Annotated in this window: 17 protein-coding genes and 1 tRNA gene; 14 read left to right on the top strand and 4 right to left on the bottom strand. The window is 62.6% G+C overall.

All coding sequences use genetic code 11. The annotated features are described in order from the left end of the window. Nucleotides 1–5: 5 nt before the first annotated feature. Both purN and purM read right to left on the bottom strand, forming a co-directional pair. A complete protein-coding gene (purN, locus tag QUV18_RS13585; RefSeq protein ID WP_300894512.1) occupies nt 6–617 on the bottom strand; it encodes a phosphoribosylglycinamide formyltransferase in 612 nt (203 codons plus the stop codon). Then, a complete protein-coding gene (gene purM / locus QUV18_RS13590; protein WP_300894514.1) occupies nt 614–1,660 on the bottom strand; it encodes a phosphoribosylformylglycinamidine cyclo-ligase in 1,047 nt (348 codons plus the stop codon). The genes purN and purM overlap by 4 nt, the downstream gene beginning before the upstream one ends. A 305-nt stretch (nt 1,661–1,965) precedes the next feature. On the opposite strand from purM, the gene QUV18_RS13595 reads away from it, so the two are divergent. Both QUV18_RS13595 and QUV18_RS13600 read left to right on the top strand, forming a co-directional pair. Then, nucleotides 1,966–2,042, top strand: a tRNA-Ile gene (locus tag QUV18_RS13595). A 34-nt stretch (nt 2,043–2,076) separates the two neighbouring features. After that, on the top strand, nt 2,077–3,693 hold the full coding sequence (locus QUV18_RS13600) for a DUF6538 domain-containing protein (RefSeq protein ID WP_300894516.1): 1,617 nt from the start codon (nt 2,077–2,079) through the stop codon (nt 3,691–3,693). A gap of 9 nt (nt 3,694–3,702) precedes the next feature. Here the strand turns inward: QUV18_RS13600 and QUV18_RS13605 are convergent, their stop codons facing one another. Then, nucleotides 3,703–4,212, bottom strand: coding sequence for a super-infection exclusion protein B (locus QUV18_RS13605; RefSeq protein WP_300894518.1), 510 nt, complete (start codon nt 4,210–4,212; stop codon nt 3,703–3,705). A gap of 164 nt (nt 4,213–4,376) precedes the next feature. Here QUV18_RS13605 and QUV18_RS13610 point away from each other — a divergent pair, with 164 nt between their 5' ends. Genes QUV18_RS13610 through QUV18_RS13625 form a run of 4 tightly spaced genes read left to right on the top strand, consistent with a single transcriptional unit; the run spans nt 4,377 to nt 8,053 of the window. Continuing rightward, nucleotides 4,377–5,555 (top strand): phage portal protein, encoded by a 1,179-nt coding sequence (locus QUV18_RS13610; protein ID WP_300894520.1) that lies wholly within the window; start codon nt 4,377–4,379, stop codon nt 5,553–5,555. After that, the gene (locus tag QUV18_RS13615; protein WP_300894521.1) at nt 5,552–5,872 is read left to right on the top strand and encodes a gene transfer agent family protein; all 321 of its coding nucleotides are present in this window, start codon (nt 5,552–5,554) and stop codon (nt 5,870–5,872) included. The genes QUV18_RS13610 and QUV18_RS13615 overlap by 4 nt, the downstream gene beginning before the upstream one ends. Further along, nucleotides 5,869–7,425: a phage major capsid protein gene (locus QUV18_RS13620; RefSeq protein ID WP_300894522.1), complete on the top strand. Its 1,557-nt coding sequence runs from the start codon at nt 5,869–5,871 to the stop codon at nt 7,423–7,425. The genes QUV18_RS13615 and QUV18_RS13620 overlap by 4 nt, the downstream gene beginning before the upstream one ends. Before the next feature lie 7 nt (nt 7,426–7,432). Continuing rightward, nucleotides 7,433–8,053, top strand: a complete 621-nt coding sequence (locus QUV18_RS13625; protein ID WP_300894523.1) for a hypothetical protein — start codon at nt 7,433–7,435, stop codon at nt 8,051–8,053. 351 nt (nt 8,054–8,404) lie between these two features. On the opposite strand, the gene QUV18_RS13630 is transcribed toward QUV18_RS13625, so the two are convergent. Then, nucleotides 8,405–8,602, bottom strand: a complete 198-nt coding sequence (locus tag QUV18_RS13630; protein WP_300894524.1) for a hypothetical protein — start codon at nt 8,600–8,602, stop codon at nt 8,405–8,407. Between the two features lie 108 nt (nt 8,603–8,710). Here QUV18_RS13630 and QUV18_RS13635 point away from each other — a divergent pair, with 108 nt between their 5' ends. The 8 genes from QUV18_RS13635 (at nt 8,711) to QUV18_RS13670 (ending at nt 12,887) form a co-directional block, all read left to right on the top strand. Continuing rightward, nucleotides 8,711–9,145 carry a hypothetical protein gene (locus tag QUV18_RS13635; protein ID WP_300894525.1) on the top strand — a complete coding sequence of 145 codons (435 nt, stop codon included), beginning with the start codon at nt 8,711–8,713 and terminating at the stop codon, nt 9,143–9,145. Further along, the gene (locus QUV18_RS13640) at nt 9,145–9,444 is read left to right on the top strand and encodes a head-tail connector protein (protein ID WP_300894526.1); all 300 of its coding nucleotides are present in this window, start codon (nt 9,145–9,147) and stop codon (nt 9,442–9,444) included. Before QUV18_RS13635 ends, QUV18_RS13640 begins: the two co-directional genes overlap by 1 nt. Beyond that, entirely contained in the window at nt 9,431–9,850 is a 420-nt protein-coding gene (locus QUV18_RS13645; protein WP_300894527.1) for an HK97-gp10 family putative phage morphogenesis protein, read from the top strand. The genes QUV18_RS13640 and QUV18_RS13645 overlap by 14 nt, the downstream gene beginning before the upstream one ends. Continuing rightward, complete coding sequence (locus tag QUV18_RS13650) at nt 9,847–10,266, top strand: DUF3168 domain-containing protein (protein ID WP_300894528.1); 420 nt, start codon at nt 9,847–9,849, stop codon at nt 10,264–10,266. Before QUV18_RS13645 ends, QUV18_RS13650 begins: the two co-directional genes overlap by 4 nt. A 2-nt stretch (nt 10,267–10,268) precedes the next feature. After that, nucleotides 10,269–10,586, top strand: a complete 318-nt coding sequence (locus QUV18_RS13655; RefSeq protein ID WP_300894759.1) for a phage head closure protein — start codon at nt 10,269–10,271, stop codon at nt 10,584–10,586. Nucleotides 10,587–10,648: 62 nt separating this feature from the next. Next, nucleotides 10,649–10,849, top strand: a complete 201-nt coding sequence (locus QUV18_RS13660) for a hypothetical protein (RefSeq protein ID WP_300894529.1) — start codon at nt 10,649–10,651, stop codon at nt 10,847–10,849. After that, entirely contained in the window at nt 10,846–11,232 is a 387-nt protein-coding gene (locus QUV18_RS13665; RefSeq protein ID WP_300894530.1) for a P27 family phage terminase small subunit, read from the top strand. Before QUV18_RS13660 ends, QUV18_RS13665 begins: the two co-directional genes overlap by 4 nt. A 2-nt stretch (nt 11,233–11,234) precedes the next feature. Beyond that, nucleotides 11,235–12,887 (top strand): terminase TerL endonuclease subunit, encoded by a 1,653-nt coding sequence (locus tag QUV18_RS13670; protein ID WP_300894531.1) that lies wholly within the window; start codon nt 11,235–11,237, stop codon nt 12,885–12,887.

The following is a 12,887-nucleotide window of genomic DNA, read 5'->3' on the forward strand; positions in this document are numbered from 1 at the left end:
GCCGGTTATTTGGGCGTGTCGCGGGCGTCGATGATGAGCGGGGCGCGGTCGCCCATTGCGAACCGGTGCAGGACGGCCGGGTAGAGGATATGTTCCTGGGCGAGGACGCGGGCGGCGAGCGTGTCGGGCGTGTCGCCGGGGCGGATGGAAACGGTGGCCTGCCCCAATATCGGGCCTGCGTCGAGGTCGGGAATGACCTTGTGCACGGTGCAGCCGGCCTGGGTGTCACCGGCGTCGAGGGCGCGGGCGTGGGTGTTGAGACCGGGGTATTTCGGCAGGAGCGACGGGTGGATGTTGAGCATGCGCCCCTGCCAACGGCGGACGAAGCCCTCGGTCAGGATACGCATGAAACCGGCGAGGCAGAGAATGTCGGCGCCGGCCTTGTCCAGCTCGGCCTGGAGGGCGGTCTCGAAGGCCGGGCGGTCGCCCTTGTAAGGCCGGTGATCGACCACGGCGGTGGGCACGCCGCGTTCGGCCGCCTTGGCGAGCCCGCCTGCGTCGGCTGAGTTGGCCAGCACCAGGCACGGCCGCGCCGGGTGATCGCCGGTCATGCTGTCGACGAGCGCCACCATGTTCGAGCCGCCGCCGGAGATCAGGATGGCGACCCGCCTGGTCAAACGAGAGTGCCGGTGTAGGAAACGCCCTGCCCTTCGGTCACGTGGCCGAGGGTATGGACGGTCTCGCCCGCGTCCTGAAGCAGCGAGGTGAGCGCGTCGGCCCGGTCGGCCGAGACCACGAGGATCATGCCGATGCCGCAGTTGAAGGTCTTCAGCATCTCGGCTTCGGCCATGCCGCCCGTCTCGGACAACCACTTGAAAACGCCCGGCAACTCCCAGGCATCAAGGTCGATTTCAGCACCCAGCTCGTCAGGCAGGACGCGGGGCAGGTTCTCGGTCAGACCGCCGCCGGTGATGTGGGCCAGCGCGTGAACGCCGCCGGCGCGAACGGCCTCGAGAGCCTGGCGGACATAGAGGCGCGTGGGGGCGAGAAGGGCCGCGCCAAGCGTGCCGTCGGACCAGGGGCAGTCGGCCTCCCAGCCGAGGCCGGAAAGCTCGACCAGCTTGCGGACGAGGCTGTAGCCGTTGGAATGGACGCCGCTGCTGCCGAGGCCGAGGAGGACGTCGCCCGCCTGCACGCCCGCCGGCAGGTCGGTGCCGCGTTCCATGGCGCCCACAGCGAAGCCCGCGAGGTCGAAATCGCCGGCCTCGTACATGCCGGGCATCTCGGCCGTCTCACCGCCGATGAGGGCGCAGCCGGATTGCGCGCAGCCCTCGGCGATGCCTTCGATGATCCGCGCGGCGGTTTCGGTCTCGAGCTTGCCGGTGGCGAAATAGTCGAGGAAAAACAGGGGCTCGGCGCCCTGGCAGACAAGGTCGTTCACGCACATGGCGACAAGGTCGATGCCGATGGTCTCGACATTCCCGGTGTCGATGGCGATGCGCAGCTTGGTGCCGACGCCGTCGGTGGCGGCGACGAGAATGGGGTCTTCGTAACCTGCCCCCTTGAGGTCGAACAGCGCGCCGAAGCCGCCGAGGCCCGCCATCACGCCGGGGCGCGCGGTGCGCTTGGCGGCGGGCTTGATCCGCTCGACAAGGGCGTTGCCCGCGTCGATATCCACGCCTGCCTCGGCATAGGTGATGCCGTTCCTGCCCTTGCTCATCGTCAGACCTCTCGCCGCTCGGTGGCGCCGGGTTAGCTTATGCGTAACGTGAAGGGAAGTACCTTGCGGGGTACGGCGCGGAGAATCAGGGTTAACCTGCTGAAACGGCGGGAAAACCGGATGTCGGTATCACGTCGGTATAACGTCGGTATTTTGTCGGTGCTTTTTTCGGTGGCGGGACGGGGTTAACGGGGCGTGCGGTGGCGTTGCGCCCTGCCCTGCGCCAGATGCCCCCCGCCAAGGCTTGACAACCCCTGCCAAGGCTTGACGACCCCCGGCCCCTTGCCTACCAGTGCTTCCAGGTCGGGCCTGTAGCTCAATTGGTTAGAGCAGAGCGCTCATAACGCTTTGGTTGGGGGTTCGAGTCCCTCCGGGCCTACCAGACTATCCCTTTGAAATCACACAAAACCCTTGCCATGCAGGGGCTTTGTCCGTTCTATGGTTACAACTTTGGTTACAAAACGGGGAGGATCATGGCCGGGAAAGTCAGGCATTTAGTCAATCGCAGTGGCCGATATCACGCGCGTCTCGTGGTGCCGAAAGACCTGCGCCGGATCGTGGGTAAGACGGAATTGCGCGCCCCGCTAGGCGGCGACTACCGCCACGCCCTCAGGCTGTTGCCCGGCGCGGTCGCCGAGCTACAGCACCAAATCGCCCTTGCCGAGCGGAAGGCCAGCACCAAGCGCAGCATTGGGGCGCCGCGGTATCCGCTGGCGCCGGACCAGATCGCGCACAGTCACTACATGCAGCGCCTCGAATTCGACGACGAGCTGCGCAATGATCCACGCTACGCCTCAGTCCCGGTTGACGAGCTTCTGGTATCCCGGCTGCGCGAGGCCATCGCCGGCCGCGCCAGTGACGACGAGCTGCGCGAGCTGGTCGGCTACCAGATCGAGCAATTCCGCAAAGCTGGCAACATGTCGGCCACGCCGGGTTCAGACGAATGGCGGATCGTGGCCCGTGCCTTGTGCAGCGCCGAGCTAGAGGCGCTGGCAAGGGCCGCAGAGCGCGACGAAGGTGACTTCGCCGGCCAACCCTCAGACCCGCTCATAAAGAACGCCCAGCCGCCCGAGGATGCCCCTGCGCCGGTCAACCTCGCCCTGCTTTGGAGCGACTACAAGGCGAGCCGCAAGCAAGCCGGCTTCATGAAGGACGATGGACGCCGCCAGAACCCGGTGATTGAAAACCTGCGCCAGCATCTTGGCCATAGCGATGCGGCGCGGATCACCAAGAAAGACCTTTTGGCGTGGCGCGACAAACTTTTGGAGACACGAGGCCCCAAGACGGTGAGTGATATCTATCTTTCGACGGTCAGGTCGCTCTTAGGGTGGGCCGAGGAAAACGAACGTCTGCCGGCCAACGTGGCCGCGACCGTGAGACAGCCAAGACCGCGCCGCCAGCACGGCCGCGAACGAGGATACACCGACGCGGAGGCCCTAGCGGTGTTCAACGCCGCCCTTACCTACAAGCGGAAGATCAACGAGGTTGGCCGCAGTGAGACGCCGCACCAAGCGGCCGCGAAGAAATGGTGCCCGATCATCTGCGCTTTCACCGGCGCCCGGATTTCGGAGATTACCCAATTGCGGAAAGAGGACGTGCGCCAAAAGGGTGACTGGTGGATCATCCGCATCACGCCGGACGCCGGCTCACTGAAGGCGGGTAACTACCGCGACGTGCCGCTGCACCCCCAGGTAATCGAGCTGGGCTTCGTGGACTTCGTCAAAGCCGCCTCGCCCGGCCCCTTGTTTCATGCTGGCAAGGATCCCGAGAAATACGCCACGGCGGCGAGTAGCGTATCAGATCAGGTTGCCAAATGGCTGCGCAATTCCGGCCTGATACCCGAGGGTGTTTGGCCTAACCATGCGTGGCGGCACCGGTTCAAAACGGTCGCACGTGAGATTGGCGCGTCGGATCGCGTCACGGATGCGATTTGCGGTCATGCTGGCAGGACGGCCGGCGACAACTACGGCGACGTGACGTTGAAGGCGAAAGAGAGGTTGATCGATAGTTTGCCTCGGTTTTCGACAAACTAATACATTCGTCTATTTGATCGTGAAGTTGTCTCTATGGTCATCCATTTCCGCCCACACGTCATCGGGTATTATATACGGCCACCTCAGCCTATTATGCGTGCCGGGAACGATCTCCACCAAACCTAATGCCAGAAGAGGTTCAAGCTCTGGCTGGTTAAACTTTGCTGTGAATGATTGTTTGTTTTGCTCGAAATGGTGCGCCATGACCCGATGCTGTTCTTCAGGCAGTCTGTGGAGCTTTTCGACAACTTTCTTGCGAGCCGATCGATATTTGGACCGTTTAATCGCCAATTGGATTGAGCTTGCGACTTTACCCACCAGATTAGCTAACACGATGGACCAACTGAAGATCGCAACGATAAAGAAAATCAGCGCAACCCAACTAGGGAGGTCTTTCAGCAAAGGCCATCGGTAAATACTTCCCGCGGTCGTAAGTGACGAGGCAAATCCGGCGGCTAAAGCTGAGCGCCAGTTCGCCGACATCGCCTCTGTAAATTCTTTGAGGGTTGGTAACTGCATGCCATTTCTCAAATAAGTCTTACGCAACCAAATTATCTTCAATTTTTCAGACCCTGCAATTGGAGAAATCGTTACTTACACGATGTGTAATGATATAACATTTTTCTTTATCCACGTTTCCGAGTGTGTTATTTGTGCAACACACAAACACGGACGCGGATTGCATGGCATTCGAAAAATTCAAGAAAAAGCTGGGCTTTGTAGCCGATGAAAAGGCCTACACGCTCACCGATCCCGAGGCGCTCGCCTTCTTCGGTGCCATCCCTACCACGTCCGGCCTGTCGGTTGGCCCCGGCAACGCAATGCGCGTCCCGGCCGTGGCTTGCGCCACCGCTCTCATTTCCGAAACCATCGGCTCCCTGCCGGCCAAGCTTTACGACAGCGCCGACAAGAGCGCCCTGACTGATCACGCCGCCTACCGCCTGATCCACAGTGAGGCGAACGAGTGGACCAGTGCCGGAGAGCTGCGCGAAGCCCTTACCCTTGATGCCCTGCTGCATGGCGCCGGCCACGCCTACGTCACACGCCTCAGCGACGGCACCCCCTATGAGCTGCACCGGATTGAACCGGGGAAGGTGCAACGCGACTTCGAGCCGGACGGCGAACCCTTCTATCGCGTCACCACTGCGAACGACCAAGTCCGCATGTCCTACCGCGACGTGCTGCGCATCGAAGCCCTTGGCGGCGTATCCCCGATCACCCTTGGCCGTGATGCTATTGCGTTGGCCTTGGCCTTTGAAAACCATATCAGCACGTTCTTCAAAAATGGCGGCCGTCCTTCTGGGATCATCAAGGTGAAAAAGTCCATGGCGCCTGAGGCCAAGCGAGCCTTGGCTGAAAGCTTCTTCAGGACGCATAGCGGCCAAAATGCCGGCACCGTCGCGATCTTTGATGAGGATATGGATTACATTCCACTCACCGTTTCCCCTGCCGACGCGCAGTTTTCCGAAAACCGGCTTGAGCAAATCCGCGAGATCGCCCGTGTGTTCCGCGTCCCGCCGACGATGCTCTTTGAGCTTAGCCGCGGCACGTGGAGCAACACCGAAGAAATGGCCCGCCAGTTCCACGCGATCACGCTCAAGCCGTGGCTGACAGCGTGGGCGTGGTCCTATGCCCAGTGTCTGCTTACGCCTGAGGAACGCACCGGCGCCTATGTCGAATTCATCACCGACGACCTGCTGACCACCGACGCGGCCGCCCGTGCGACCGCCTATGGCCAGTATCGCAGCATGGGCGCGCTCACTGCCAACGAGGTGCGCGCCGGGCTCAACCTGCCCCCGCAGGCCGGCGGCGACAAACTTCAGAATCCTTACACCACCACCGGCAAGGAACCCGTCGAATGAAGCACACCGCATTCTTCGGTGACGCTGAACACACGTTCGCGCTCACCGACCCCATGATCACCGAGCTTGAGCGCATCACTGATCTTGGTATCGGCGCGCTCTACCTGCGCGCCGTCAACATGCAGTTCAAGCTTACCGATCTGGTCGAGATCATCCGGCTTGGCCTGATCGGCGGCGGGGCCAACCCCGAACAGGCCATGCAGCTCACCGACACCTACGGCCGCAACCGGCCGATTGATGAGCTCTATCCCCTCGCCATGGATATCCTTGATGCCCGTTGGGGTGGCGACACGGCCGACAGCGAGGCCGACAAATGACCGAGCGCCTCGAAGTCAAAGCCAACCTCGAAGTGACCGACGAAGGCACGATCACCGGTATTGCGTGGCCCTTCGCCTCGCCCGACCGCGTAGGCGACACCATCACCAAGGGCGCGCTCACCACGCCCGACACCCTGCCTATGCTCTTTGCCCATGACCAAGGCCAAGTCGTCGGTGTCTGGGATGCGATTGCCGAAACCGACGAAGGCCTGACCGTCAAGGGCCGCTTGCTGGTCGAGGACGTGGAGCGCGCCCGCGAGGTCCGCGCCATGATCCGCAACAAGGCGGTATCCGGCCTGTCCATCGGCTTCGTCACCAAGCAGGCCAAGCGCCATGCCAAAGGCCGCAACATCACGGCCGCCGACCTTCACGAAATCTCAGTTGTTGCCGTCCCGTGCCATCCGGGCGCGCAGATCACATCCATCAAATCCGATGGCACCCCCCTGCCCCATATGGAGACCCCGAACATGGAAAACGAAGAATCCGAAATCGAACAGAAACACGAGGCACAGACGCCGGCCAACGACACGCCCCAAGTGCCCCAGGTCGACACCAAAGCCTTCAACGAGATCAAGGCGCGGCTCGACAAGCTGGAAGCCAAGGGCAACCGCCCGCTGATCACCGGCTCGGGCAATCCGGCCATGGGCGCCGAGGAAGTGAAGGATTTCACGCACTACCTCTCCACCGGCGAGAAGAAATCGCTGACCACCGCCAGCGATACCGCGAACCATATCCTTGCCCCCGAGGACGTCAGTTCCGAATTCATCCGCAATCTGGTCGAGTTCAGCCCCGTGCGCGCTATCGCAGACGTGCGCAGCACCACGGCCGCCACGGTGATCCTGCCGAAGCGCACCGGCGTGACCAATGCCGCATGGGTTGGTGAGACCGACGCGCGCACCGGCAGTGAACCAGCGTTCGATCAGGCCGAGCTGAACATCAAGGAAATCGCCACTTACGTGGATATGTCGCTTCAGCTCGCCGAGGACAGCGCCAACGTGCTTAGCGAAGTCAATCTCGCGCTCGCCGAGGATTTCGGCCAGAAAGAGAGCCTTTCGTTTGTCAGCGGCAGCACCACCCTTGAGCCGGCTGGCTTCATGGCCAACGCCAACATCGCCGCTACCAATGCGACCGGCGCCGCGGCTATCGACCCCGACGAGCTGATCGCAATGATGTATGCCCTGCCCGGCACCTACCGCAACGCAGGCACTTGGGTGATGAACGGCGCCACGCTGGCAGCCATCCGCAGCCTGAAGGACGGGAACGGCAACTACCTTTGGCAGCCGTCCTATCAAGCAGGCCAGCCCGAGACGATCCTTGGCCGGCCGGTGATCGAAGCCGTCGACATGGCGAATATCGAGGCCGAAGCCGAACCGATCATCTTCGGCGACTTCAAGCGCGGCTATCGTATCTATGACCGCCTGTCGCTGGCGGTGCTGGCGGACCCCTACACGCAACGCGCCAATGGTCTGATGCGCTACCACGCCCGGCGCCGTGTCGGTGCTGGCGTTGTGCGCCCTGACGCCTTCCGCAAGCTCAAACTGGCCGCAGCCTAAGCCGGTCATGCCTAAGCTGTCCGCATATGAAGGGGTGGCGCTGGAATACGGCGGCAATGTCGTGTTCCTGCGCCCCTCTTTGCGGGCAGCAACCCACCTTGAGCGCCTGCACGGCGGCTTCCCTGCCCTGTTGCGCAAGATCGAGGAATTCGACACGCGCACCGTGCGCGCCGCTATTACCTACAGCGCCGACAGGGACGCCGCCGAGCGCCTTATGGCTTACGCAGGCACTCAGCCCCTCTCCGGTTTCATGCTGGCCGCACAACGGCCGCTCTTTGAGCTGGTGCAGGCCCTTCTGCCCGAGGCACCTGACGACCAGCACAAGGACAAGTCCACCGGCGACCCGATGCCATGGGCCGAGGTCTACCGTGAACTGTTCGGCCTCGCGACCGGTTGGCTTGGCTGGACCCCTGAGACAGCTTGGAGCGCCACGCCCCAAGAGATCACCGACGCCTTCAACGCGCACCTGGCCAAGCTGAAGGCCATCCACGGCGCTGGCGAGGATGATGACGACCAGACCCCCGAAACCTACACGCCCGGACAACTGGCGCAGATCGAATCCCAAGGCCACGATCCGGCCTTCGACCGCGCCGGCCTGCAAGGGCTGAAGGCCAAGGGGAAAGCCTGATGCCCCGCCCGCCCCATATCTGCACGTGTGGCCGCACCGTGGCGCATGGTGACGTCTGCCCCTGTAAGCAGGCAGCCAAGCGCGCCCGTGATCGGCGCCATGATGCAAACCGGCCACGTGCCTCAGAACGTGGATACGGCCACAAGTGGCGTGTCGCTCGTGACCAGTTCCTTGCCATCAATGATAGCTGCGCATGGCCCGGCTGCTGCGCCCCTGCCACCGTTGTGGATCACCGCATTCCGCACCGTGGCGACATGACCCTGTTTTGGGATCGCACCAATTGGCAGCCGCTATGCGCGCGCCATCACAATCGGCACAAGCAACGGCAGGAGCGCAGCCAATGACTACCTCTTACGCCGGGCGTGTCATCCGCCGAATGTTTCTTCCTTCTTCGGTCGCGGTAAGAGCACCGTTGTCCGTTTCGACCGCAAGGCCGCGTGCGATCAAGACTTCTGCAACCGTTTCGTCGAAGTGCCGAACATCACCGTGCTTAAGCCGCATCATCAATTGGTATTGTTCGCCAGAAAGGCGGTCGCCAAATATCTCCATTGTTCGTCTCCGTTTTCGTGGAGCTCGAGATTCTTCGAATTGCGAAGGCCAATCAAGAGTCAAAAAAGCAACAGGTCTTGGAGCGCGCTTTCAAGTGGAAGAACTCCAATGAGCTACGATGGCGACCGCGCGCTCTGGTGCGAAGTGCTCGCACTGGCAATCTCTGATGCGCTTGATGGCATTCGAGGCGTCCACCGTGACCGCCTTTTGAAGGTGCGCGCAATCGAGGCTGCGCGCCGATACATCATCGAACCGAACCACGACTTCAACTTCGTCTGCACCAATGCCGGTCTTGAACCTGAGGTAGTGCGCGCCCGGTTGGCCAAGCAGATCGCAGATGCGCCGACCCCCGAACAGATTGTCGAGCAGAACGGAAGGCCAGCAACGAACAAGTTCAGTGTGCGCCGTGAACGGAAGCACAAGCAGAAGCACCGCGCCCAAGGGCCGGGGGTGGTCTCCGATTTTGCGAGGGATTCAGGGACCGGCGCGGGGAGGTCCGCACAAGACAGCCCGAATATAAGTTTTTCAAAGGAGTGCGCATAATGGCCGCACAAACTGCCCTGACCCTGCTTAAGTCGCAGCTCAATCTCGACCACAATCTTGATGACGTGCTGTTGACCCACAAGCTCGAAGCTGCCGAGCTTTGGATTGCCAATTACACCGGCGTGGAGTTCGACGCCGGCAACCCAGCTATGACCGAAGCGGCGTTGCAGCTCGCCGCCTACTGGTATGAGCAACGCGAGGCCGCATCCTTTGGCTTGACCACAGCGCCGGTGCCCTTCGGCGTCCGCGACTTGCTTTCCCCCTATCGCAATCAGGTGACCGGCCATGTCGCTGACTAAGCAATCGAAGGCGCTCGAAGCCCGCCTGAAGGCCATCCCGCGCGAGGTGCTGCGCGAGGTCCACCCTGCCCTTGTCAAAGGCGCCGAGGAAACCGCCGACGCGATGCGCGCCCTTGTTCCGGTTGCCGAGGGCGACTTGCAGGCGTCCATCACCGTGACCGCACCGGGCGAGACCACCCCGGCATATGCGGAAGGCGGCGGGCGCCGGACGGCCGAAGACAATCAGGCACTTGTGACGGTTGGCAACGAGAAGGTGCGGCACGGCCACCTGCAAGAGTTCGGCACGGTGAAACAAGAGGCGCAGCCCTTCTTTCGCCCCGGTGCCCGGCTGGCCCGGCCCAAGGCCATGCGCCGGATTCAGCGCGCCATCGGCAAGGCCATCAGGAATGCAGGGGGCAAGACATGATCGAACCTAGCATCGCCCTGCAAACGGCGCTCAGGGGCGCGCTCATTGGCAACTCGGCCGTGATGAACCTTGTGGCCGCGGATAACGTGCGCGCCGGCTCGACGCGACCGGACAACCTGCCGTGCATCATCTTGGCCAATCCGCAGACCGTTCACCTGGGCCGCGCCAGTGGTGGTGCCTACCTGACGCGCGTGTTTCTCGACTTGCACGTCTGGGCGGTCGAGGATGGCGCGGACATGGCTAGGCAGATCGGGGGTGCCGTATCGGTAGCGCTTTGGGATCGACCGGCCGCCGATGGCATTGCCATTGATGCCTATGATCGCCCCAGCTTCGTCTACATGCGCGACCCCGACCCCGAACGCGCATACTGCCATGGTGTCGGCACGGTCGAAGCTGTCGTGCAGTGGAGGGCGTGACCATGCTGCGCGCCGGGAAGCTTGACCGCGAAATCACGATTGAGCGCGAGACTGAGACTGTTGCCGCGAGCGGCGCGGTGTCGAAGACATGGGCGCCAGTGGCAACCGTGCGCGCTGAGCTGGTGCAGCAATCGGCCGAAGAATATCTCGCAGGCTTTGGCGAAGCTGAGGGCGGCAACGTGGTGTTCCGTATCCGCTACCTCGCAGGGATCACCACGGCCGACCGTGTGAGCTACGCCGGTGCCGCCTACGATATCGACGGGATCAAGGAAGTGGGCCGGCGCCGAGCGCTAGAGCTGAAGTGTGTGATTGGCAAATGAGGGTAGACCTAGCAACCACGCGAGGCGGGCGCGGTGTGTTCATCGCTTCGGTGGAGCTCGCTATGAGCCTGAGAAAACGCGCGGCACTCGTCGGAGCGCGTAATCAGAGAGAAGACAACCGCGAGAGGCAAGATAACCACAAGAATTTTGGTCAGGGCAGCATCGGGATTCATGGCAGTCTCCAGCCGAAGTTCGCGCCTCCATCGCGATCGAAAAATTTTGACCATTTGGTCAACTATGAAGAATTTTGGGGCGCCGTATGACTGTTCATTCCCGTGGAGTCAAGCCACCCCTCTCACCCGATACTGACGCGCTCACAAAGGCGCCGCCGGTGCCCCGTTACTTGGCCCCGCAGGCCAAGGCCGAATGGAAGCGGATCATGCCGCAGCTCATTGCGCGCCGGGTGATCACCAAGGCCGATCTGGCTGGCGTGGAGAATTACTGCATCTGCATTGGGACCGTGCGCCAGATCGAAGAAGACCGCGCCGGCGGTCAGATCGACGTGAAGCTCTTTGGCGTGATGAACCGGGCGGCACAAACTGCGCGCCAGCTCGCGGCCGAGTATGGCCTGACGCCTACAAGTCGCGCCCGTATTGGCGCCGTCCAGTCGAGCGATGACGACGACGACAACCCGCTCGCGGTGTAACGATGAGCGCGACCAGCATAGAAGCCAAATGCGAAACCGTTTCGCATTCTCCTAGCACCTATCCGGGCTGGATCTTCGACGGCAGCCCTATTCCTGACCCGCTAGGCCACGGCGAGCGCGCCGTGAAGTTCCTGCGCCGGCTGCGCCATCCCGCCAGCACCGAGCCGAAGCAGCGCTTCCAGCTCTATGCGTTCCAAGAGCGTATCGTGCGCCGCATCTACGGGCCGCGCCACAAGGATGGCAGCCGGATCGTCAAAACGGTCTTCCTGATGCTCCCAAGGGGCAACCGCAAAACCAGCTTGGCGGCGGCGCTGTCGCATCTCCACGTGATCGGCCCCGAGAAGCGGCCGGCCGGTCAGGTGATCTTCGCGGCGTCGGATCGTGAACAAGCCGGGATTGGCTTCCGCGAAGCCGCCGACATCATCCGGTGCGACAAGCGGCTTGTGGAAGCGACGCGCATTCATGACGCCTTCAACAGCGCGAAGCAGATCACCGACAAGGCCAGCGGCGCCCGCCTGCGCGCCGTGTCGAGCGACGGCCGCGCCCAGCACGGCACGACGCCGGCCTTCGTGCTGGCCGACGAGATTCACGCTTGGAAGGGCCGCGAGCTTTGGGAGGCGCTCAAGTCCGGCCTCGCCAAGACCGACGATAGCTTGCTCGTGATCGCCACCACGGCCGGGCGTGGCCATGAGAGCTTGGCCGCAGAGCAATTCCAGTATGCCCGGCGGGTTGCCCTGGGCGAAATCAACAACCCCGAATTCCTGCCGATCATCTTCGCCGCCGAGGCCGACGACAATTGGCAGGATGAGAAGGTTTGGCACAAGGTGAACCCCGGCCTGCAACATGGCTTCCCGTCCCTGCCCGGCTTGCGCTCACTGGCGAAGGAAGCGCAGGATCACCCGGCCGAGCGCTACAGCTTCCAGCAATACAACCTGAACGTCTGGCACGGGAACAGCCGCGACCCGCTGTTCAGCATGTCCACATATGACGCCCGGCGCTTCGATGACGATGAAACCGACCTAGAGGCCCTGCCCTGCTGGATCGGCGTGGACATGGCGCGCAACGGCGACACGGCGGCCGTGGTCGCGGCATGGCTGCACGATGACAGCCAGATCACGGTCAAGCCGTGGTTCTTTGTGCCGGGCGACGACCTGAAAGAGCGCAGCGACCGTGACGGCGTTCCCTATGAGCGCTGGCGCGACGAAGGGCTGATCACGGCCACGCCCGGCCCAATCATCGACCCGGATATCGTCGAGGATCACGTGCGCGAGCTGGCGGCGCGCCATGACGTGCAAGAGATCGCCTTCGACCCCCACCTCGCCCGGCAGATCATGCAGCACTTGCACGATGATGGCCTGCCCGTGGTGGAGCTGCGACAGGCGCCCCTGAGCATGGGCGTAGCGACTGGCGACCTAGAGCGCACCGTCAACGGCCGCATGATCCGTCACGATGGGCACCCGGTGTTACGACATCACTTCGACAGTGTGGTTGTCAGCCGAAATGAGACGACCGGGCTTGTCCGGATGCACAAAGACAAGAAGGTCGACCGGATCGACGGCGCGGTCGCGGCCGCGATGGCGGTTCACCGGACGGTAGCAGGCGAAACCAGCCGCTCACAATACACCGGCGAAGACGCCGAGATTTTCACTTTCTGA

The organism is Roseovarius sp. (assembly GCF_030373445.1).
Taxonomy (GTDB): Bacteria; Pseudomonadota; Alphaproteobacteria; order Rhodobacterales; family Rhodobacteraceae; genus Roseovarius.